This is a genomic window from Bacillus cereus group sp. BfR-BA-01441 (assembly GCF_022663075.1).
Lineage (GTDB): Bacteria > Bacillota > Bacilli > Bacillales > Bacillaceae_G > Bacillus_A > Bacillus_A cereus.
Genome location: NZ_JAKUEU010000010.1, coordinates 39,668 through 62,802 on the forward strand (window position 1 = coordinate 39,668; position 23,135 = coordinate 62,802).

A 23,135-nucleotide genomic window follows, 5' to 3' on the forward strand; every position below is an offset into this window, starting at 1 on the left:
TTGAAAAAACAGAGAAGGGGAAACTTCTCTGTTTACTTTTGTATGTTTTTTTCAACTTGTTCTCGAACTGTTTGAATGTAATTCATTTTATGATCCCAGCACTCTTGGCTTAAATCGACAGGGTATTCTTCAGGGTTTAAAGTTCGCATATATTCTTCCCAAAATAGAGAGAGGCTCTGTTCATTATATTTTTGAATATCTAATATACTTGGTAGTTCATATGTTCTTTCACCGTTAACGAAAATGTCTTTATGCAGTTCACGGGCTTCAAAGTCTGTTACGAATTTACTTATATATGTGTGAACTGGATGGAACATTTTTAAGCGCTCTTCTTTTCCTGGTTCTTCAGAATCTAACGCAATATAATCGCCTTCTGCATGATCGTTAACCCGATTGACAATACGATAAATTCGTTTCAGTCCTGGAGTGGTAATTTTTTTAGGGTTAGATGAAATTTTAATCGTATCATTTAATTTTCCGTCAGTATCTTCAATCGCAACGAGTTTGTAAACAGCCCCCAATGCAGGTTGCTCAAAGGACGTAATTAATTTCGTTCCAACGCCCCATACGTCAATTTTTGCTCCTTGAGATTTAAGGTGCATAATTGTGTATTCATCTAAATCGCTAGAAGCGATAATTTTTGTATTTGTAAACCCTGCTTCATCTAGTAGTTTTCGTGCCTTTTTCGATAAATAAGCCATATCACCACTATCAAGACGTATGCCATAGAAATCAATACGATCCCCAAATTCTTTTGCAACACGAATCGCATTTGGAACACCAGATTTCAATGTGTCATATGTATCAACGAGAAAGACGCACTTTTTATGAGTTTCAGCGTATTTTTTAAACGCGACGTATTCATCGCGATATGCTTGAACGAAAGAGTGAGCGTGTGTGCCAGCTACAGGGATGCCAAAGCGTTTCCCAGCACGAACGTTGCTTGTAGAGGAGAAACCACCAATAAAGGCAGCACGCGTCCCCCAAAGGGCAGCATCGAACTCATGGGCACGTCTTGTGCCGAACTCTAAAAGCTCATCATTACTTGCAGCATGTTTCATACGTGCTGCTTTTGTGGCAATTAATGTTTGGTAATTCACAATATTTAAGAGGGCAGTCTCAATAATTTGTGCTTCACCAAGTGGTGCATCAACACGTAATAAAGGCTCGTTATTAAATACAACTTCACCTTCTTGCATACTGCGAATCGTCCCAGTGAATTTCATATTTTGTAAATAATGAAGGAATTCTTCTTCGAATTGTAATTCTGCTAAGTAAGCGATATCGCTTTCAGTAAAACTGAAATTTTCTATGTACTCTACAATTTTCTCAAGGCCAGCAAAAACAGCGTAGCCGTTCTCAAATGGAAGCTTTCGAAAATATAAATCAAAAACAGAACGGCGATTATGAATACCATCTTTCCAATATGTATAAGCCATGTTGATTTGATATAGGTCTGTATGTAAGGCATAACTATCGTCTTTATAATGAGTCATCGCGAGAACACCTCCATAATTTGGTTATAGTATACCAATTTTTCACCATTCGTAGCAAAGAAGAGATATTGATGTGAAGTCAAGAGAGAAAAAAATGAAATTATGCATATTTTTTAGAAAATTTATATTTATCAATTTATATTTCTCCAAATTTTATGTATTATTAGAGTAATGGGGGTAATGAGAATGGAGGAGGACAATGCAACAAACATTAGAAAAAATAGGCAAACAAGTCTTTTATAAACGGCTCCAGCAAAAAATGACACAAGAAGAATTATGTCAGGGCATTTGTTCTGTCTCATACTTAAGTAAGATCGAAAATGGAAAGATCGAAGCATCAGAAGAAATTCTACAATTGCTCTGCACAAGACTAGAAATTGCTGTGACGGATTTGAGAGATGTAGAAGAAGATGTGAAGGGGAAGCTAGATGAATGGTTAAATGCACTAGTTCATTTAGACAAGCAACAAGTAGAACGTATATATGAAGAGTTGCAAGGTGAAATGAAGCATGTGTTGGATTTTGAAATTATAAATTATTATAAACTGCTGTATACACGTTATTTAATTATGAAAAGGGATTTTCCTGCTGTCGAAAAAGAGTTAGAGAGCTTAAAGAAGATGTACAAAAAGTATTCACCATTCCAAAAATTATTATATACGTATAGCAAAGGGTTATATTATTTTTTACAACATAGATATAAGAAGGCATTGGAGTATTTGACTCGAACAGAAGTAATGGCAAAGGAACAAGGTTATCATGAGAATGGAATATATTTCAATTTGGCTCTTGTTTATAATGAATTAGAAGTTGAACATATGACTTTACATTTTGCTAATGTAGCAATGGAAGGATTTAAGAATGAATATAAATTCCGTTATGTGATAAATTGCCAGTTACTTATTGCGTTGAGTTATATACAAAAAAAGCAATATAATGAAGCACTATCTATTTATAATAATATTTTGAGGGAAGCAAATTCTTTTGCTGATAAAGAAAGTATAACAGCTATTGCTTTAAATAATTTAGGCTTCTTGTACTATAACTTAAAAGATTATGCAAAAGCAAAAGATTATTATTTACAATGCCTAAAGTACAAAAAGGAAGAGGATTTAAATTATATTGATGCAGTGTATGAGATCGCTTTGCAGTGTATTGAATTAAAAGAATTTGAAGAAGCGAAAGATTGGATTAATAAAGGAATAGATGTTGCCAAGAGGGATGAAAAGTATAAAAGTATGCTATATATACTTTCAATGCTTAAGAATAAATACTTTGAAACGAAAGATGTTTATAAAAGATTTTTAGAAGTTGAGGCAATCCCATTTTTTAGAGGCGAAGAAAATAAAAAGGAATTAAAAATGGTGTATTTAGAACTAGCAGGATATCACGAGGAATTACTAGAATTTAAGGAAAGTAATAACTACTATAAATTAGCAATTAATTTATTAGAAGAAAAGGGAGGAAAATAATATGAAAAAAATAATTATTGGTGCTTTGGCTTTGGTAGCTGTATTAGTGGTATTGGAACCGCAATATGCTTGGACATCGGATATTTATGGTCAAGGCGAAAAAGTAGTAGAATTAATAAATTCTTAACAGAAACCCCTTTCCAATCGGAAAGGGGTTTTTCAATATTTGTTCCTCAAAATTCTACAAAACTTGAGAAAAAAATTATTTGAATTTTTAGTATATTAATAGTGGAAACATAATGCTAATATGAAACTACTCTTTTTCAAAAAAATTTTTATTAGGGGGAAGGTTCATGAAAAAGAAAAGTTTAGCATTAGTGTTAGCGACAGGAATGGCAGTTACAACGTTTGGAGGGACAGGCTCTGCATTTGCGGATTCTAAAAATGTGCTCTCTACGAAGAAGTACAATGAGACGGTGCAGTCACCTGAGTTTATTTCTGGTGATCTAACTGAAGCAACTGGCAAGAAAGCAGAATCTGTTGTGTTTGATTACTTAAATGCAGCAAAAGGTGATTACAAGCTAGGGGAAAAGAGTGCACAAGATTCTTTCAAAGTGAAACAAGTGAAGAAAGATGCTGTAACTGATTCAACAGTAGTACGTATGCAACAAGTTTACGAAGGAGTGCCTGTATGGGGTTCTACTCAAGTAGCTCACGTAAGTAAAGACGGTTCTTTAAAAGTATTGTCTGGAACAGTTGCACCTGATTTAGACAAAAAGGAAAAGTTGAAAAATAAAAATAAGATTGAAGGCGCAAAAGCAATTGAAATCGCGCAGCAAGATTTAGGGGTAACACCGAAATATGAGGTAGAACCAAAAGCGGACTTATATGTATATCAAAATGGTGAAGAAACAACATATGCATACGTTGTAAATCTAAACTTCTTAGATCCAAGCCCAGGAAACTACTACTATTTCATTGAGGCAGACAGCGGTAAAGTATTAAATAAGTTTAATACAATTGATCATGTGACGAATGATGATAAGTCACCAGTTAAGCAAGAGGCTCCTAAACAGGATGCGAAAGCTGTTGTAAAGCCTGTAACAGGAACGAATAAAGTAGGAACTGGTAAAGGTGTATTAGGAGATACGAAGTCGCTTAATACAACGTTATCTGGATCATCTTACTACTTACAAGATAATACACGCGGGGCAACAATTTTCACATATGATGCGAAAAACCGTTCAACATTACCAGGAACATTATGGGCAGATGCAGATAATGTTTTCAATGCAGCGTATGATGCAGCAGCAGTAGATGCTCATTACTATGCAGGTAAAACATATGATTACTATAAAGCTACGTTTAATAGAAATTCTATTAATGATGCAGGAGCACCGTTAAAATCGACAGTTCATTACGGAAGTAATTATAACAATGCATTCTGGAACGGATCACAGATGGTATACGGAGATGGTGATGGTGTAACGTTTACTTCATTATCTGGTGGAATTGATGTAATTGGTCACGAGTTAACGCATGCTGTTACGGAAAATAGTTCAAATCTAATTTATCAAAATGAATCTGGGGCTTTAAATGAAGCGATTTCTGATATCTTTGGTACTTTAGTAGAATTCTATGATAACCGTAACCCGGATTGGGAGATTGGTGAAGATATTTACACACCTGGTAAAGCAGGAGACGCACTTCGCTCTATGAGTGATCCTACGAAGTATGGTGATCCAGACCATTATTCTAAGCGTTACACTGGTTCAAGTGATAACGGTGGCGTTCATACAAACAGCGGCATTATTAATAAACAAGCTTATTTATTAGCAAATGGTGGTACGCATTACGGTGTAACTGTAACGGGCATTGGTAAAGATAAGTTAGGTGCAATTTATTACCGTGCAAACACACAATATTTCACGCAATCTACTACATTTAGTCAAGCTCGTGCTGGTGCAGTACAAGCTGCTGCAGACTTATATGGTGCAAATTCTGCTGAAGTAGCAGCAGTTAAGCAATCATTTAGTGCTGTTGGTGTAAACTAAGGCTTTAAGGAAGAGCTAGTAATAAAATACCTCAAAAATAAAGAAGGAGCATAGGCTCCTTCTTTATTTTTTTCTCCATTTTTTCCACAAATAAAACAATCCAATAACGCCTGCGATTGTTACAACCCACTTCGCTTCATTTGTTCCGTTCATGACTTGGTATGCCGAATATACTTCAATCAATAAGGCCGGTATTTTACCTATTGTACTGGCAATACTGAAGGAGAGTAATGACATTTTCCCTAGAGCTGCAAATAAAGTCACGATACTTGATGGGATGAAAGGTATCAATCGAAACGATAGAACGAGTAGAAAGGCCTCTCTACCTTCTACATAAAGAAGACGCTCTACCTTTGGGTACTTATTTACTTTATCGTGAGTGAACTTTTGAAGGCCCAGGCGGTAAATATAAAACGAGATAATAGCCCCTAAGGCCTCACCTGCGATCGAAATGATTGTGCCATTTGTTACACCGAAGAGCTGTATATTAATGGCGGTTAAAAAGATGCTAGGAATAACACCTAAAAGACTAATGATGATGTTAATTAAGATACTAAGTGGAATTGCGATTGAATAGTATTCTGTTAAGAAATTTTGAATCGTTTCAGCCATTGTTTAAAATCCTTTATCTTTTTTTGCATTACACCATATTTCGATTGTATAGGCAAGGGGAAATTTACATAATGTAGAAAAACGTTGATAAGAAGGGGTACTGATACCTTATATAGGTATTAGGTATATAAAAATAGGGGTATTTTAAATCGTTTTGAAAAACAGTATAAAACCCTTTTTATAAAAAGGTTTTATACTTATATTATTGGTGATTTTATTCGGGAAATAATTATAAAATATATGGGGTATATATTATAAAAGGCGAAAAATAGAGGGTTGATGAAATTGCTGGAGTAAATATGGAAAAATAGATAAAAAAATGAAAACTGATAGATTTTTTCGTTGTGAAATTGACTTTTAGTGAAGTTGCGATAATAATCATGGAAGAGGTGATATGATGAAACGAATAAGTAGTCTTTTCTTCAGTAGTTTATTGGCATTAATGCTGATCTTAAGCGGATGTGCAGGAAAAGAACAAAAAACAGAGAAACAGACAGGGAATCAAGCTACATCAGTAGAAAAAATTAGTGATAATATTTTAGATGAAATGGAAGGACCACCTAAAAATGGTCATACGATTGAAAGACATGTAGGCAAGTCAGAAGAGGATTTGAAGAATCGCTTGAAGACAGATAAAGTGTCAGCCGCAAGTACATACTATGATAAAGAAACAGCGACGAAAGCTGTAAAAGATAGCTTGAAGCAACATGACAAGGAAATTCAAGATTGGTTAAAAAATTCTAAAGAGGCTCGTCTCGTATTAAATACAACTCATTCATTTCCTGTTGGAAAAACGGTAATAAAGAAAAATATGAGTGTAAAAGACAAGTTAGTAAAAACTGTTACTGTTTTAGCAAGAGATAAGTCAGGAGAATTAGGGTTTAAGATTATTACTTCTTATCCATCTGATAAATAAGAAGGGGGAGTACATTATGTATACGACATTACAATACTTTCTTAAATCGTACTGTACGTTAAGTATTCATGAGGATGAAATAGTAAGCGTGATGGAAGAGTTTATTGAACAAGAAGACGAAGAAATTTTTTTGAAATTACGTGATGAATTAATAAATATGAAGAAAAAGAACGCGTGGGAAGAGGCGTGTGTATTAGCTGCGAAGCAAGGAAATCGTATGTGGTCTTTAGAAGAAACGAAAGACCATCTTGAAACTTTTTTACTATTACTGCAAAAGAAAAAGGCGTGATTTAATCACGCCTTTTTCTTTATGCTATTCGGTTGATATTATCTATTCTTTTGGAGCGCTTTTATATACGCTTTTTGAAATTTGTCCATTTGATATTACTTCCCCGTTTTGTGTTACTTTTTTATACGTAACCGCGGTGATTTTATCACTAGTTCTACTAATTACTTGAGAAGAAACTTCAACATTTTTACCAGTATTTGTACCGAAAATGCGTGTAGTAATACTACCTCCATTTGAAAATGCTTGAATATAAATATGATTGCCTGTATTATTTTTAAATTTTAAATCTGGACCATAATCTGCTACTGCTGCATCTTGCCCAAGTGGTAAATAATTTACTGGCATAGAATGATTGCTTCGAGAAACAATGCCTAAATCTGCCCTTAAAGCTGCACTGTATAATGTACTACTGACTTGGCAAACTCCTCCGCCTGCACTTTGTATTACTTTACCTTGTGAATATACTGCTGCAGATTTGTAACCATGTGCAGCATCAGTTACGCCAACGCGACCGTTAAAACTAAATGTTTCATCAGGTGCGACAATAACCCCACTTAAAGTATTAGCTGACTTATTTACGTTAAATGATTGATTTCCGTTACGGCCAGCCATTGGAGTAGAATATTCAGCAATGACTTCTTTAATACCCATTTTCTGTATGTCTTCTGTAGAACGTTCTGGTTTTATGAATGTAACTGGTAATGTAACATCTGATTTACCAGTAGTAATAGCTTCATTTGTTAAACCGCTTAGTTTCCCTTTATCAATTTTTTCTCCGTTTTGGCTTTGACTAACATTTACTGTTGAGCCTTCAATACTTAATTCTGCGTTAACAGGATTTTTTAATGTTTCATTATATTTATCTTTTATAAAGGTTTCATAAGCTGTTGCATTTAATTGTGGTGTTAATTTATAGTCACGTTTTAATTCACCGTTTTCAGCTTGCTTACGCATTTTATAACGATTCATTACGTTTCCTTCTTGTTCTTTGAAGATTTTTTCAATAATATCTTTCTCTTTATAATTTATCCCTAAATCTTTCCATGTGTAAGTTTGTTTATCGTTTTGGAATATGTAGGTAAGGGATTTTTGATCTAATTCAGCTACCTTTTGATTAATAATTGCTTGAATATCTTTCTTATTTTTTCCATCGAGAGAAATACCTTCAAATGTAGTATTTGGTAATGCAGTAGTATCTAATTGATTATTTAATTTGGATACATATTGATATCCTCCAACACCGCCTACACAAAGTAATATGCCCCCAGCAATTGCAGAACCGATCAGTATTTTACTTAGCTTCATTTATTTCCCCCCAGAAATTTATGTATAAATATATGTATTACATTTTTTGTATAAAAATGATGAAAATAACATTATGTACGTACTAGTATACTATTATTTTCACTGTGTGTGTAATGTTTTCATAAAAAATGTTACACCGTTGTAATAATTGTCACTTCTTGTCACAATGTGTATGAAAAATATGTTGAAAAATATAATAAAAAGGCTGTCTAGAAAGATCTAGCAGCCTTTTTATTATAATTTTTTATGTTCATTTTTATTCGTAACACCGAGATGTTTTTGAAGGGTAGTTGAAATAGTATCGACGCTTTTTTCATTTGGAACGTAATAATAAATACCACCTATATATTTATCTGTACCCTCTACTTGCATTTTTTCCATTTTTAAATTTGAATCCATTGAATTTTTTGTAATTGTCATCATATCATCAAAAGTTAAATTAGTTTTTAAATCTTTATCGACAGCGTCTAGTAGGCCACCGATTTTATTAATGGAATTAAGAGATAGTGCCTTTTCAGCAATGGCCTCTAATACAAGCTGTTGACGTTGACCACGCATATAATCACTATCGATATGACGAGTTCTAGCTAGTGCCAGTGCCTCTTCTCCATTTAAATGTTGACGTCCTTTTTTTAGATGAATGGCATCTGCTTCATCTTTACTATTTTGCTCTGTGAACTCAACTGGAACGTCTACAGTAATACCACCAAGAGAATCAACAATTTTAATAAAGGATTTAAAATTGAATTTTACATAGTAGTCAACTGGAACATCTAAAAAGTTCTCTACCGTATCAATTGTGCTGTCTACACCACCGAATACGTGCGCATGTGTGATTTTATCGTATTTATCACGTGATTTAATGTAGACGCGTGAGTCACGTGGAATGCTTACAAGTTTAACGGATTTATCGTTTTTATTAATTGTTGCAAGTAATAACGCATCTGTTCGAGTTGCTTTTCCATAACCTTTTTCCCTAATATCACTTTCATCAACACCCATAATTAGTACGGAAATATTGTCGGTCATAGGTTTAACAGCTTTTTCACGTTTACTGGACTTATCTCCTCGACCTAGTTCAGCATAAGCGTTATTTAAGACGGACTTTGCTTTACTGTATATATGGAAGGAGTAGCCTCCTGCTCCAAGTGCTACAATTAGTAATGGAATAAGAAGGAACCAAAGTAGGCGTTTTTTCTTTGAGCGTCCTTTTTTGGCTCGCGTATTGTTGTTCGTGTCGGATTTCATCATTTTTTCTCCTTTAAAACTATCAAAGTGTATACATTTAGAAGTGTATTCAAACACATAAAAAATATTTTACGCTAAATAAAAGCGATTGTACATGTATAAAAAATAGATGTCTTGATTATTTATAAGACACCTATTCGTTATTGTATACAAAAGATAGGGATAAGAAAATGATAAAATTTTACCTAATTACAACATAATGCTTACGATAATTGCAGATAAAATACTAACGAGAGTAGCTCCATATAGTAATTTAAGGCCAAACCTCGCAACAACGTTTCCTTGTTCTTCGTTTAGTCCTTTTACCGCACCTGAAATAATACCAATGGAAGAAAAATTGGCAAAAGATACAAGGAAAACAGAAATAATACCAACTGTACGGGGAGAAAGGCTATTAGAAATTTTACTAAGGTCCATCATTGCGACAAATTCATTCGTTACAAGCTTTGTTGCCATAATGCTGCCAGCCGCGACAATTTCAGAACTGGGTACACCGATAAGGAATGCGATAGGTGCAAATACATAGCCGATTAATTGTTGGAACGTAATACCGAATATAATGAGGAACAGGTCATTAATGCAACTAATTAATGCGACGAATCCGATGAGCATAGCGCCGACAACAATGGCTACACGAAAACCATCAAGAATGTATTCTCCAAGCATTTCAAAAAAGCTTTGTTTTTCACCTTTGATTTCTAAAATATCTTCGTCATCTTTAACGTCGTAAGGGTTAATGATGAGTATGATAATAAAACCGCTAAATAAATTGAGAACGAGTGCAGTTACTACATATTTAGGTTCAATCATTGTCATATAGGCACCTACGATAGACATAGATACGGTTGACATAGCAGAGGCACAAAGTGTATAAAGACGGTGTTTGGGAATTTGAGCTAATTGTTTTTTCACTGTAATAAAAACTTCTGATTGGCCGACAATGGCAGAGGCGATAGCGTTGTAAGATTCTAATTTACCAAGACCATTTATTTTACTAAGAAAGTACCCGATCCAACGAATAAAAAATGGTAGTATTTTGAAATGTTGTAATATACCAATTAAAACAGAAATAAAGACGATTGGTAATAATACAGTAAGGAAAAATGGCATTTCACCTTTATTTGCAAGACCACCAAATACGAAATTTATTCCATCAGCAGCATACTCGAGTAGCTTGGTAAACAAACTGGAAATGATTCTAATAAGTATGAGGCCGATTTCTGTATTTAATAGTAAATAGGTTAAAATTAACTGTATAATAAGCATGATAAAAATTGGTTTAAATTTAATATGCTTCTTATTATTGCTAGCAATATAAGCGAGCAAGAAAACAACAATTAGTCCGACGAAAAAAGTAATGAATTTCATGGTAAGCCCCCTAAAAGAGATATTCTGCTATATATGTTTTTCATTTCAAGGGAGAATATGCATCTTTGGTAAAGAAAGGAATAGAGAGAGCATGAATATATGTAGAGTGCATCACGTTGCAATTATTTGTTCGAATTATGAGATGTCAAAGGATTTTTATACTAGGATATTAGGGTTTAAAGAGATAAATGAAGTATATAGAAAGGAACGAGATTCTTATAAATTAGATTTATGTGTAGGAGAAGAGTATCAAATCGAATTATTTTCATTTCCAAATCCGCCTGAGCGCAAAAGTTTTCCAGAAGCAGCCGGTCTTAGACATTTAGCATTTGCTGTTACAAATATAGAAGAAGCTGTGAAGCATTTAAACCAATGTGGTGTTGAGACGGAACCGATCAGTATTGATGAAATAACGGGGAAGAAATTCGTCTTTTTCCAAGACCCTGATGCTTTACCTTTAGAATTGTATGAGGTTTGAAAATTGGTGGATTTTATATAGAGTTGCTGTCCAATAATTGAAGAAACTAAAGTGAAACTTCTTTTTAAAAGGAGGTGTAACTTTAGCTAAGAAAGCTAAAGAGCATATGTGGATATTTTAAAATTATTGATGGTAGTCATTCTTATTGGGTTAACAGCATTTTTTGTGGCTGTTGAATTTGCAATTATTAAGGTACGTAGCAGTCGTATTGATCAACTCGTTAGTGAAAAAAGAAGAGGTGCACTGGCAGCAAAAAAGGTAACTTCAAATTTAGATGAATATTTATCGGCCTGTCAGCTAGGCATTACAATTACTGCTTTAGGGCTCGGGTGGTTAGGGGAACCAACCATTAAACATTTACTCGAGCCGTTGTTTTTAAAATTAAAATTCTCACCTGCAATTTCCAGTACAGTTTCATTTATTATTGCCTTTGCAGTAATTACATTTTTACATGTTGTCATTGGGGAGCTTGCTCCAAAGACATTTGCTATACAAAAAGCAGAACAAGTTAGCTTATTGTTATCGAAACCACTTATTTATTTTTACCGAGTTATGTATCCGTTTATTTGGGCTTTGAATGGTTCAGCGAGGGTTGTAACTGGTTTATTCGGATTACATCCAGCTTCTGAACATGAAGTAGCTCATTCAGAAGAAGAATTAAGGTTAATCTTATCTGAAAGCTATGAGAGCGGAGAGATTAACCAAAGGGAATTTAAATATGTAAATAATATTTTTGAATTTGATAATAGAGTAGCAAAAGAAATTATGGTACCTCGCACGGAAGTTGTAGGCTTATATGAGGACGAACCATTTGAAACACATATTAAAGTAATCGCGCAAGAAAAGTACACGAGATATCCTGTATTTGGTGAAGATAAAGATGAAATTATTGGGATGGTTAATGTAAAAGATTTATTTATTCGTTATATGGATGGTAATCGGGATGAGGAGTGCTCAATTATGCCATATACAAGGCCAGTTATTGAAGTGCTAGAAAATATTCCAATTCATGATTTACTATTACAAATGCAAAGAAAACACATTCCATTAGCTGTATTGTATGATGAATATGGTGGTACAGCTGGGATTGTTACACTAGAAGATATTTTAGAAGAAATTGTTGGAGAAATTCGAGATGAATACGATGAAGATGAGAATCCCCCTATAGAGCATATAAGTGAAGGTTATAAAATCGTAGAGGGAAAAGTGCTTATTAGTGAAGTAAATGATTTGCTTGGCATACATTTAATTGCTGATGATGTAGATACAATTGGTGGCTGGATTATGGTACAAAAACAAATCGTTGCTGAAGGAGATATTATTGAGAAACACGGTTTTTATTTTAAAGTCCTTGAAAAGGATATGCATCAAATTAAACGAGTGGAAATAAGGAAAGTAGAAGAATGATTTTCTATAAACTTTAATAAAAAGGATATACAGAAAAATAAATGTTTGCGCTTTCAAAAAAGGTGCTATATAGTGAAGGTGGATACTGAAAAATTCTTCTGAATGATACTCGTGTTTTTAGAGGGCGGATTTTTTGGATAAGGATTTAGAATGAAAAAGTATAGGTGATAAAAATGATAGCAACGAAGGATATACGTATAGAAAAAGATTTTTTAGGTGAAAAAGAAGTACCAAGTGCAGCTTATTATGGTGTACAAACATTACGTGCCGTAGAAAACTTCCCAATTACAGGATATCGCATTCATCCATCACTCATTACAGCAATGGCAATTGTGAAAAAAGCGGCGGCGCTTGCGAATATAGATACTGGTTACTTAGCTAAAGACATTGGACATGAAATTGCAGAAGCAGCGCAAGAAATTGTTGATGGAAAGTTTCATGATCAATTTATCGTGGATCCTATTCAAGGCGGAGCCGGAACTTCTATTAATATGAATACAAATGAAGTAATTGCGAATAGAGCGTTAGAACGTATGGGATATGAAAAAGGGGCGTATGCGAAAATTAGCCCAAACACTCATGTGAACATGGCCCAATCAACGAACGATGCGTTTCCAACAGGGATTCATATTGCAACTCTTATGATGTTAGAAAAGCTTCTTATTACAATGGAAGAACTTCATTCTGCTTTTCGTAAAAAAGCAAAAGAGTTTGATCACGTTATTAAAATGGGACGCACACATTTACAAGATGCAGTTCCAATTCGCCTTGGACAAGAATTTGAAGCGTATAGCCGAGTGCTTGCGCGTGATATAAAAAGAATTAAACAGTCTCGTCAGCATTTATATGAAGTGAATATGGGGGCGACAGCTGTTGGTACAGGATTGAATGCAAATCCTATGTATATTGAACAAGTGGTAAAACATTTAAGAACGTTTAGTGGATTCCCACTTGTTGGTGCAGAGCATTTAGTTGATGCAACGCAAAATACAGATGCATACACAGAAGTATCTGCAGCACTTAAAGTATGTATGATGAACATGTCTAAAATTGCAAACGATCTTCGTATTATGGCGTCTGGACCACGTGTTGGGTTAGCTGAAATTCAATTGCCAGCACGTCAGCCAGGTTCATCGATTATGCCAGGTAAAGTAAATCCAGTTATGGCAGAAGTGATTAACCAAGTCGCATTCCAAGTAATCGGAAACGATCATACAATTTGCTTAGCATCAGAAGCAGGACAATTAGAGTTAAACGTAATGGAGCCTGTGCTTGTATTTAATTTAATTCAATCTATTAGTATTATGAATAATGGATTCCGTGTATTCCGTGAATATTGTATTGAAGGAATTACGGCAAATGAAGAATTGCTGAAGCAATATGTTGAGAAAAGTGTTGGAATTATTACAGCAGTTAATCCTCATATTGGTTATGAAGTAGCATCTCGTATTGCACGTGAAGCAATTGAAACAGGGAAATCTGTTAGGGAGTTATGTTTAGAACATGGTGTACTGACAGAAGAGGAATTGGATATTATTTTAGATCCATTCGAAATGACTCACCCTGAAATTGCTGGAGCTTCTTTATTAAAAAATAAAAAAATGTAATGTGAAAAACACCGATCCACTTGGATCGGTGTTTTATTTTTAAAAGATATTAAATACAGCGTTTAATTGAAGTAAGCTAATAACAGCTAAGAAGATTAAACTGTATTTCATTGCTGTTTTAAATAGAGCAGATTCTTTACCAACTAGTCCAACTGCGGCACAAGCAACTGCTACAGATTGTGGTGAAACCATTTTTGCCATTGTACCACCTACTACGTTTAAGGCAACGAGTGTAGAAGGAACGATGTTTAATTGGTCTGCTGTTACTGCTTGAAGTGGTGCGAATAAAGAACCACTTGAAACTACTGAACCTGTAATGAATACGCCAATCCATCCTAAGATTGGAGAAAGAACTGGGAATGCATTACCAGTAGAAGAGAATGCAAGTCCAAGTGTAGATGACATACCAGAGTAGTTTTCTACGTAAGCTAAAGCGATAACGCTACAAATTGTATATACTGGAGCTTTTAATTCTTTCATTGTTTCAATCATTAATTCTTTAACCATTTTACCTTTTACGCGGTAAACGATAAGTGAAACGATAATTGCTAGTACAATCGCAGTAGTTGTAGAAGAGAATACATCAAATTTGAAAACAGCTGCGAAAGGTGTATCAGCTTTTGTAATTGGTGTAGTTTTCATAACAGCATTATGAAGACCAGGGAACTGAATGTTAAATACTAAGTTTGCTAACGCACCATCTGGAGCAAATAAAGCTTTAATCGGTTTTAAGTTAAAGATTGTTACAAATGCAGTTAAGAATACGAATGGAGACCAAGCGTATAAAATTTGATTGAATGTATGTGATGCTTTAGTTTCTTGTTTTTCTTCTTTAGTAGAAGATTTTGGTTGCCAAACACGTAAGAATAATGCAAGAGCAATCATACTTACAACTGCTGCGAAAATATTAGTAAGTTCTGCACCTAAGAAGTAAGTCACAGCGAATTGAGTAATAGCGAAAGAAACACCACTTACAAGAATACCTTGCCAAGTTTCTTTAATACCTTTAATTCCATCGACCATTGAAACAAGTAAGAAAGGTAAAATAATACTAATGAAAGGTAAAATAAGAACAGTTTGACGACCAATAGTTAATGCGTCAAGTTGAGTTAATTGTGCTGGCACTGTAACTGGAATACCCATAGCACCCATAGCACCACCAGCAATATTAGCTACTAAACAAATACCTGCTGCTTTTAATGGATTAAAGCCCATACCTACAAGTAGTGCGGCTGTAATAGCAACTGGAACCCCTAGACCAGCTGCACCTTCTAAGAAAGCACCGAAAGAATAAGCGATTAATAATACTTGTAAACGTTGATCATTTGTAATGCTTGAAATACTATCGCGAATAATATTGAATTGCTCTGTTTTAACAGTTAATTTGTAAAGGAAAATTGCGGCGATAACGATAGTACAAATTGGATAAAATCCAGATAAAACACCGAATCCAGCAGATGCTACAGCTACTGTTGCTGGCATTTTATAAACAAATATTGCAAGGATAATAGCGACAATCACACTATAAAGACCAGCCATGTAACTTTTCATTTTGAATCCCATTAAACAAATGATGAAACAAAAGATTGGAAGTGCTGCGATTAGTGCAGATAACCAAATATTGTTTAATGGGTCATAAATTTGTGTCCAAGTACTCATAATAATGACAACTCCTATCTATTATATGTGAAGAAATTCACATTATTTGTGAAACTATTCACAATCAACTTACATGCTTAGTATATTCTCCTTCAACACTATTGTCAACGTAAAAAAGTATAATTATTCCATAATAGTGTTAAAAGAAAAGCTTTGTTCATAAAGTAGACAAAAAACACACTCAAATGAATTTAAGTGTGCTGTATAAACTATTTGCATATTATTTTGCTTATTCAGCTGGCATGTTTCCTATAAGTGTATATTAGATGCCATCTTTTATATCGAGTATAAAGTTTGATATATGAACTGATCTGTCCTATTTGATCTAGTGTGAGGGAGGATTGGTGAGTGGATTTAAATAGGAAGTTTTGCACAACAGTCCAACCGCTTGCAATACGAATAAAAAATTAGAAACAAATTTTTAATATCACATCATCTCTTTTTACTGAAAATTCCTTTTAGCGTAACAAAGAGGTTAATTATAGTTCAACTACATTACGATAGGTTATCAATTATAGACGGTATTTTACAATACCGTTACTGTGCGTTTCAATGAGGTGAAAATATAACAAAAAGCTTGATAAAACAACGTTTGCAAGCAAAGTATTCGTAGGCCATTATTTTGCTTTTTCGTTATATCATATAGTATAATATTCAAAATCAGCAAGGATTTTTTCCTGAATTTTTGCTGATAAAGATGGAAAAATTTTTCGGCTTTATAGGTTGATAAAGTTATGTCGTAACAGGAAATATAAGAACAGATATATAAATAAATAAAAAGAACATAAAAACGCAAATAAAAACGAAAATGAGGGGAACTTTATGAGCCAAAATCAATTCGAATGTCGTATTTCAGAAGAAGATGTACAAATGTTAAGAGCGTTAGCTCACCCACTTCGTCTACGTCTAGTAATGGAACTTATGCAAAGAGGAACATGTAATGTAACACAGCTACAGGAAGTATTAGAAATTCCACAATCAACTGTTTCACAACATTTAACGAAGTTAAAGCAAAATAAAGTAGTACGCTTTGAAAGACGAGGATTAGAAGTGTATTATCAAATCCATAATGATAAAGTAAGTGCGGTAGTAAAAACATTATTTTCTTAAAATTTGAATATTATGGAAAAAGACGTATGGAATATACGTCTTTTTTTATTTGTTAGAAAGGTAGCGAGAGAGTAAATATTAGCATGTGAGGAAGAAATGACTATCAATCAACATGCTGCCTTACGGAATATATTCTAAAAGGAAAAGAAAAAATAGAAAGGAGTGTAGTAAGCAAAAGGAGGGATAGTAGTATGGATGTGAAACGTGTGAAACAAATCTTATCTTCTTCAAGTAGAATTGACGTTACATATGAGGGCGTACCAGTATGGATTGAGAGCTGTGATGAGCAGAAGGGGAGTGCTCAAGTGTATGATGTATCTAATCCTGGTGAGAGCGTTCATGTGGACGTGACAGCTTTAGAGGAGAATTAATAAAAAAGACGCTTCTAATTTTAGAAGCGTCTTTTTGTTATTCCATCATATGTGCAATTTTCTTAGAGAACATAAGAAGTACTAATCCCAGTACAATTACGATAATACCGATGCTTGCGAATACTTCTAAATATCCTAAAGATTGAGTGAAAGCGGCTAATTGTCCTGCTAATAAGTTTGCGAAGCCAGTACCAGCTAACCATACACCCATTAATAATGATGCTAATTTAACAGGAGCAATTGCACTTACCATAGATAATCCGATTGGTGATAAGAATAACTCACCGATTGTGTGGAACATGTAAGTGAATACAATGAATAGTAAGTTTGCTTTCATTGTAATGTTACCTTCATCGCTACCAGTTTTTAAAACAGCTAAAGTTAGAACTAAATATCCAATCCCTAGTAAAATCATGCCTAATGCCATTTTTGTTGGGATTTTCAAATCGCCATTTTTTGTTTTTGAAAGCTTAATCCATAACGCAGAAACAGGTAATGCTAGTAAGATAATGAATAGTGGGTTTACAGATTGGAACCAAGGTGTTGGAATTGTAAATCCACCAATTGTACGATCGACGAACTTATCTGTGTAAAGTGTTAAAGAACTACCAGCTTGCTCAAATCCTGCCCAGAAGAATACTACGAAACAAGTTAAAATTAAAATTGCAGCAGTACGTTTTTTCTCTTGTGTTGTTAAAGGTTTTTTCTCAATTGCTTTTGCATTTTTTTCTTTAGATTGTTTACCTACAACAGTTGTTCCGATAGACCCTAAGTAACGAGGTGCTAAGAAATTAAAGGCAAGCTGCCCAATAATCATACCGATACAAGCTGTTAAGAAACCGTATCTATAATCTGCAAAGTAACCGCAAATGAATGGAGCGATAAGAGCTCCTAAGTTAATCCCCATGTAGAAGATAGTGAAGGCACTATCACGACGAGAATCATTTTCGCTATATAATTGACCTAATAAAGTCGAAATATTTGGTTTGAAGAATCCGTTACCAATAACTAATAATCCTAATCCTAAGAAAAGTCCAGTTTTTGTGTTCATTGAGAATAATACAAAGTTACCAATTGCCATGATGATACCACCAATAGTAATGGCATGTCGCTTCGTAATGAAATGGTCAGTTAACCAACCACCAATAATAGGTGTGAAGTATACTAACATTGTGAAAATACCGTAAATTTGAACTGCAACTGCTTTATCAAATCCTAAACCGCCGCTTACTAAGCTCGTTGTTAAATAAAGAACTAATAAGCCACGCATTCCGTAATAACTAAATCTTTCCCATGCCTCTGTAAAGAACAACAAGTATAACCCTGGTGGATGTTTTTTTGGTGATTGTTGCTCTCCAGCTTTGTCTAATTTTAAAGCTGCATCCATTTTTGTTTCCCCCTAATCCTGTATAACGGATATTTATGTAATCATTTTAATTTACAAAATATTTAGAAGTCAATAGAATTATATGGAAATAGAAAGAAAATTTCTAAAAAAGTTCTATTTTTCTTCGACCGTTACTGTATTTTGCCCTGAAAACGAGATGATAAGCGTTTTCAAATGTAATAATTGAATTCTAAAAGAAAATAAAATAGTGATTAATCAGAAAATTTAGATTAAAACATTTATTCTGATATAAAGAAAATATATTCTATTTACTTTCTCAATATAACATATTGGGAATAAAAATACAAAACGAAATAATGTGACATTTAAGTGAATTGAAAAATAACCAGCTCCACAGAAGGGAGCTGGTTAAGGAAATATTATTTAACAAAGCGTTTTTCGATGTCATCTAGTAATAGGTTAGCAGCAATTACACCGCCAGCTGTATTCCAAATAACATCGTCGACTTTGTATGCTTTACCATTCTTTACGGCATTTAAATTTTTAAATAGAGGATCGTTTATATATTCTTTTTCTAGTTCAGATCCTTTTTTCTCATTTCCTTTATCGAATGTGAAGTAGAATAATACGTCACCATCCATAGCAGAAATACGCTCTTTAGATACGTTACGCTCTGCAAAATCATCTTTGTTTTGATCTCCAGGACGTTTAAATCCAAGTTCTTTTAAAATAACACCAGAGAATGTATCGCCATGATAAATACGAACATCACCAGGCATGAAACGAACCATAGAGATTTCTTGATTTACTTTATCGCCAAGTTTGCCTTTTAAATCTTTCATACGTGATTCGTAATCAGCTACAACTTTTTGACCTTCTTTTTCTTTATTTAATGCTTTTGCATAAAATTTGAAGTTATCTTTCCATTCACCACGTAATGTTTCTGAGAACACAGTAGGTGCAATTGCTTTTAATTGTTCGTACACTTTTTCGTGACGCATTTTGTTACCGATAATTAAGTCTGGTTTTAAAGAAGCGATTGTTTCAACGTTAACTTGTCCTTCATCACCAACAACTTTTACATCTTTCATTTTATCCTTAATATGTGGATACCATGGGTCACCAGTCCAAGACTTTACAGCACCAACTGGTTTCACACCTAATTCAAGTAAAGCTTCAGTTCCTTCATTTGTTAAGATAACTACACGTTTTGGATTAGCAGGAACTTCTGTTTTACCCATTGCATGTTCTACAGTAACCACTTCTTTTTTATTATCTTCTTTTGTAGATTCTTCTTTGTTATTTGATTTTCCACAAGCGCTTAAAAGCATTGAAAATGCTAGTAAAAATACAAATACTGTAAACGATTTCTTCCGCATGAAATTCATTATGTACCCCCTATATGTTGAGAATATTTTTCAATAGCAAGCATGATATTAAGCCTTTATCTTTTGATTGTCAATACATATGGTTGAAAATAATTCTCATTTCCGTTGACAATGAGAATTAAGTTGAAATACACTTACAACGTATCATTATACATTGAAGGGGAAACGCTGCATGTTATTAAAAACAAATCAAGCAAAATGGATTGGATTATTTGTTGGAATCATTGCAGTCGTTATTTGTATTTGGGGAAGTATTATTTTCGGATATACAAATACGAGCTGGAAATTAGCGCTAGATGCTTTTTTCCATTTTAATGGTTCTAATGAACATATTATTATTCAAAATGTGCGCCTTCCAAGGGCACTTATAGCAGCAAGTGTTGGTGCTAGTTTAGCCATCGCGGGTTGTCTTATGCAAACTTTAACTAAGAATCCACTTGCTTCTCCAGATTTTATTGGATTAAATTCAGGTGCTGCGTTCTTCATAGTTGTAGCAATTGTAATCTTTTCAGTAACATCATTATCAGCTTTCACATGGATTGCCTTTTTAGGAGCTGCGGTTGCAGCTGTACTTGTATTTGCTTCTAGTTCTTTAGGAAAAGAAGGGACTACTCCTCTTAAGTTAACGTTAGCAGGGGTCGCAATTAGTGCGTTATTTTCATCATTAACACAAGGATTACTTGTGTTAAATGAAAAAGCACTTGAAGAGGTATTATTTTGGCTTGCTGGATCTGTGCAAGGGAGAAAGTTAGAAATTTTACAATCTGTATTCCCATATTTATTAATAGGATGGATTGCATCTCTTATGATGGCAGGGAAAGTAAATACATTGATGATGGGAGAAGACGTCGCGAAAGGACTTGGACAACGAACAATTTTAATGAAATCATTCGTGTTACTTATTATTGTACTGTTGTCTGGTGGTTCAGTTGCGGTTGCTGGCCCAATTGGATTTATTGGAATTATTACTCCGCATTTTGCGAGATTTCTTGTTGGAGTTGACCACAGATGGAGAGTGCCTTATAGCGGATTGTTAGGTGCAATACTACTAATATTGGCTGATATAGCAGCAAGATATGTCATTATGCCACAAGAAGTACCAGTAGGAGTTATGACAGCATTTATTGGAGCTCCATTCTTTATTTATATTGCACGTAAGAGAGGGCTTAGCAAATGAAGAAATATATTCCGTTTCGTATAGGAAAAGGTGAGCTCTCGTTTTTAATGTATAAACGAGCTTGTCTCGTCTTGTTAAGTTTACTAGTTGTTTTAATAGGATTATTCTTTGCGAGCGCAGGTATGGGAGACATGAAAATTGCTCCTTATGACGTATGGCAAGCAATTACCGGAAATGGCGATGCAATGTCAAATATGGTTGTAAATAAGTTTCGTATGCCACGTATTTTAATTGCTATCCTCGTAGGAATTGCGCTTGCGGTAGCGGGCTGTATTTTACAAGGGCTCGTTCGAAATCCACTTGCTTCTCCTGATATCATCGGGATTACGGGCGGGGCAAGTGTCGCAGTTGTATTATTTTTAGCGCTATTTAGTGATAAAAATAATGCGCTAACTGTAAGCATTCATTATATGCCGTTAGCAGCTTTTGCAGGAGCAACGATTGTAGCGGTTTTTGTATACTTATTTGCATGGAAAAATGATGGATTATCACCAATTATTCTCGTTTTAATTGGTGTTGGATTTTGGGCATTAACGAAGGCGGCAACAACATTATTTATGTTGTTAGCACCAATTTATCAAGCGAGCCAAGCGAATGTATGGATTACGGGTACCGTTTATGGCTCTTCTTGGCAAAATGTTATGGTACTTGCACCGTGGGTTCTCATTTTAACAGTAATATCATTTATAGCTGCTAGACATTTAAATGCGCAAGAGCTAGGGGATGATATTGCGGTAGGACTTGGTGTTCCTTTAACGAAGTCACGCGTATTCATGTTATTACTTAGTACGGCTTTAATTGGGGGAGCAGTTGCCTTCGCCGGAGGGATTGGATTTGTCGGTTTAATGGCACCTCATATTTCACGAAGGCTAGTTGGTTCTTTATACGGTGCATTGCTCCCAGTTGCAGCTATTGTCGGTGCAATTCTAGTACTTGCTGCAGATTTAATAGGGCGTACAATTTTCACACCACTTGAAATTCCAGCAGGGGTATTTACATCAGCAATTGGTGCACCTTATTTTATTTATTTACTTTATAAAAGTCGGAATTCATAAAGGGAGATGAATATGCAAAAAGCATTGGAGACGAAACGCTTGACGTTGTCTTATGGTGAAACAATTATTATTGATGAGTTGAATTTAGAAATTCCAAAAGGTGAAATTACAATCTTTATCGGTTCCAACGGTTGCGGGAAATCAACTTTATTACGTTCACTAGCTAGATTATTAAAGCCAACAACTGGTGACATTTTGTTAGATAATCAAGCTATTCAAAGTATGCAAACGAAGCAAATTGCTCGTCAAATGGCAATTTTACCGCAAGGACCGCAAGCACCAGAAGGGCTTACAGTATTGCAACTTGTAAAACAAGGACGCTATCCATATCAAACATGGCTGAAACAGTGGTCAGAAAAAGATGAGGAAATGGTACAGAAGGCACTTGCAGCAACAGGTATGACAGAATTTGCTGAGCGTGATGTGCATGCTCTTTCAGGTGGGCAGCGTCAACGTGCTTGGATCGCAATGACACTTGCACAAGATACAGATATCATTTTACTGGATGAGCCAACTACATACTTAGATATGACTCACCAAATTGAAGTGCTAGATTTATTATTCGAATTAAATGAAACAGAACAAAGAACAATTGTTATGGTATTACATGATCTGAATTTAGCATGCCGCTATGCAGATAACATTGTAGCAATTCAAGATAAACAAATATATGCACAAGGTAAACCTGAAGAAGTGGTAGATGAGAAACTAGTACGTGATGTATTCCGAATGGAGTGTCAAATTAGTACGGATCCGTTGTTTGGAACACCGCTTTGTATCCCTCACGGAAGAGGAAGACGTGTAGTTAAAGAAGTTGCTCAGGCAATGAGATAAAA

Annotated in this window: 21 protein-coding genes; 13 read left to right on the top strand and 8 right to left on the bottom strand. The window is 34.5% G+C overall.

The window, feature by feature from the left end; all coding sequences use genetic code 11:
- Nucleotides 1-32: 32 nt before the first annotated feature.
- Nucleotides 33-1,496 (bottom strand): nicotinate phosphoribosyltransferase, encoded by a 1,464-nt coding sequence (locus tag MR107_RS06855; RefSeq protein WP_242292206.1) that lies wholly within the window; start codon nt 1,494-1,496, stop codon nt 33-35.
- A 199-nt stretch (nt 1,497-1,695) separates the two neighbouring features.
- On the opposite strand from MR107_RS06855, the gene MR107_RS06860 reads away from it, so the two are divergent.
- The 3 genes from MR107_RS06860 to MR107_RS06870 all read left to right on the top strand — a co-directional run bounded on the left by MR107_RS06860 (nt 1,696) and on the right by MR107_RS06870 (nt 4,961).
- Complete coding sequence (locus MR107_RS06860; RefSeq protein WP_001187959.1) at nt 1,696-2,967, top strand: helix-turn-helix domain-containing protein; 1,272 nt, start codon at nt 1,696-1,698, stop codon at nt 2,965-2,967.
- A 1-nt stretch (nt 2,968) separates the two neighbouring features.
- A complete protein-coding gene (locus MR107_RS06865; RefSeq protein ID WP_000720172.1) occupies nt 2,969-3,094 on the top strand; it encodes an NprX family peptide pheromone in 126 nt (41 codons plus the stop codon).
- 166 nt (nt 3,095-3,260) lie between these two features.
- Entirely contained in the window at nt 3,261-4,961 is a 1,701-nt protein-coding gene (locus tag MR107_RS06870; RefSeq protein ID WP_000730369.1) for a M4 family metallopeptidase, read from the top strand.
- A 63-nt stretch (nt 4,962-5,024) separates the two neighbouring features.
- Here the strand turns inward: MR107_RS06870 and MR107_RS06875 are convergent, their stop codons facing one another.
- Nucleotides 5,025-5,573: a TVP38/TMEM64 family protein gene (locus tag MR107_RS06875; RefSeq protein WP_000852232.1), complete on the bottom strand. Its 549-nt coding sequence runs from the start codon at nt 5,571-5,573 to the stop codon at nt 5,025-5,027.
- Nucleotides 5,574-5,970: 397 nt separating this feature from the next.
- Here MR107_RS06875 and MR107_RS06880 point away from each other — a divergent pair, with 397 nt between their 5' ends.
- Nucleotides 5,971-6,489, top strand: coding sequence for an RNase A-like domain-containing lipoprotein (locus MR107_RS06880; RefSeq protein WP_000822694.1), 519 nt, complete (start codon nt 5,971-5,973; stop codon nt 6,487-6,489).
- A gap of 16 nt (nt 6,490-6,505) precedes the next feature.
- On the top strand, nt 6,506-6,778 hold the full coding sequence (locus MR107_RS06885) for a hypothetical protein (RefSeq protein WP_086404042.1): 273 nt from the start codon (nt 6,506-6,508) through the stop codon (nt 6,776-6,778).
- A gap of 42 nt (nt 6,779-6,820) precedes the next feature.
- On the opposite strand, the gene MR107_RS06890 is transcribed toward MR107_RS06885, so the two are convergent.
- The 3 genes from MR107_RS06890 to MR107_RS06900 all read right to left on the bottom strand — a co-directional run bounded on the left by MR107_RS06890 (nt 6,821) and on the right by MR107_RS06900 (nt 10,699).
- Entirely contained in the window at nt 6,821-8,083 is a 1,263-nt protein-coding gene (locus MR107_RS06890) for a VanW family protein (protein ID WP_086404043.1), read from the bottom strand.
- Between the two features lie 234 nt (nt 8,084-8,317).
- Entirely contained in the window at nt 8,318-9,334 is a 1,017-nt protein-coding gene (locus MR107_RS06895; RefSeq protein WP_002163841.1) for an LCP family protein, read from the bottom strand.
- A 186-nt stretch (nt 9,335-9,520) separates the two neighbouring features.
- Entirely contained in the window at nt 9,521-10,699 is a 1,179-nt protein-coding gene (locus MR107_RS06900) for a NupC/NupG family nucleoside CNT transporter (RefSeq protein WP_000668866.1), read from the bottom strand.
- Nucleotides 10,700-10,790: 91 nt separating this feature from the next.
- Between MR107_RS06900 and gloA2 the strand changes: the two genes are divergently transcribed.
- The 3 genes from gloA2 (at nt 10,791) to aspA (ending at nt 14,191) form a co-directional block, all read left to right on the top strand.
- A complete protein-coding gene (gene gloA2, locus MR107_RS06905; RefSeq protein ID WP_086404044.1) occupies nt 10,791-11,177 on the top strand; it encodes an SMU1112c/YaeR family gloxylase I-like metalloprotein in 387 nt (128 codons plus the stop codon).
- Between the two features lie 108 nt (nt 11,178-11,285).
- Nucleotides 11,286-12,584, top strand: a complete 1,299-nt coding sequence (locus MR107_RS06910) for a hemolysin family protein (RefSeq protein ID WP_000353313.1) — start codon at nt 11,286-11,288, stop codon at nt 12,582-12,584.
- Nucleotides 12,585-12,757: 173 nt separating this feature from the next.
- A complete protein-coding gene (gene aspA / locus MR107_RS06915; protein ID WP_000562128.1) occupies nt 12,758-14,191 on the top strand; it encodes an aspartate ammonia-lyase in 1,434 nt (477 codons plus the stop codon).
- A 39-nt stretch (nt 14,192-14,230) separates the two neighbouring features.
- On the opposite strand, the gene MR107_RS06920 is transcribed toward aspA, so the two are convergent.
- Nucleotides 14,231-15,850 (bottom strand): L-lactate permease, encoded by a 1,620-nt coding sequence (locus MR107_RS06920; protein ID WP_017673740.1) that lies wholly within the window; start codon nt 15,848-15,850, stop codon nt 14,231-14,233.
- A gap of 822 nt (nt 15,851-16,672) precedes the next feature.
- Here MR107_RS06920 and MR107_RS06925 point away from each other — a divergent pair.
- Together MR107_RS06925 and MR107_RS06930 are read left to right on the top strand one after the other, a co-directional pair.
- Nucleotides 16,673-16,960, top strand: coding sequence for an ArsR/SmtB family transcription factor (locus MR107_RS06925; RefSeq protein ID WP_000081428.1), 288 nt, complete (start codon nt 16,673-16,675; stop codon nt 16,958-16,960).
- Between the two features lie 191 nt (nt 16,961-17,151).
- The gene (locus tag MR107_RS06930; protein ID WP_086404046.1) at nt 17,152-17,331 is read left to right on the top strand and encodes an acid-soluble spore protein H; all 180 of its coding nucleotides are present in this window, start codon (nt 17,152-17,154) and stop codon (nt 17,329-17,331) included.
- 37 nt (nt 17,332-17,368) lie between these two features.
- Here the strand turns inward: MR107_RS06930 and MR107_RS06935 are convergent, their stop codons facing one another.
- Both MR107_RS06935 and MR107_RS06940 read right to left on the bottom strand, forming a co-directional pair.
- Complete coding sequence (locus tag MR107_RS06935) at nt 17,369-18,718, bottom strand: peptide MFS transporter (RefSeq protein ID WP_000338314.1); 1,350 nt, start codon at nt 18,716-18,718, stop codon at nt 17,369-17,371.
- Nucleotides 18,719-19,098: 380 nt separating this feature from the next.
- Nucleotides 19,099-20,067, bottom strand: coding sequence for an ABC transporter substrate-binding protein (locus tag MR107_RS06940; RefSeq protein ID WP_001010276.1), 969 nt, complete (start codon nt 20,065-20,067; stop codon nt 19,099-19,101).
- A 172-nt stretch (nt 20,068-20,239) separates the two neighbouring features.
- Here MR107_RS06940 and MR107_RS06945 point away from each other — a divergent pair, with 172 nt between their 5' ends.
- From MR107_RS06945 to MR107_RS06955, 3 genes are read left to right on the top strand one after another with little or no spacing between them, the layout of a single operon-like run.
- Nucleotides 20,240-21,244, top strand: coding sequence for a FecCD family ABC transporter permease (locus tag MR107_RS06945; protein WP_000925211.1), 1,005 nt, complete (start codon nt 20,240-20,242; stop codon nt 21,242-21,244).
- Complete coding sequence (locus tag MR107_RS06950; protein ID WP_000760056.1) at nt 21,241-22,299, top strand: FecCD family ABC transporter permease; 1,059 nt, start codon at nt 21,241-21,243, stop codon at nt 22,297-22,299. The genes MR107_RS06945 and MR107_RS06950 overlap by 4 nt, the downstream gene beginning before the upstream one ends.
- 12 nt (nt 22,300-22,311) lie before the next feature.
- Nucleotides 22,312-23,133, top strand: a complete 822-nt coding sequence (locus tag MR107_RS06955; protein WP_001167962.1) for an ABC transporter ATP-binding protein — start codon at nt 22,312-22,314, stop codon at nt 23,131-23,133.
- Nucleotides 23,134-23,135 lie beyond the last annotated feature (2 nt).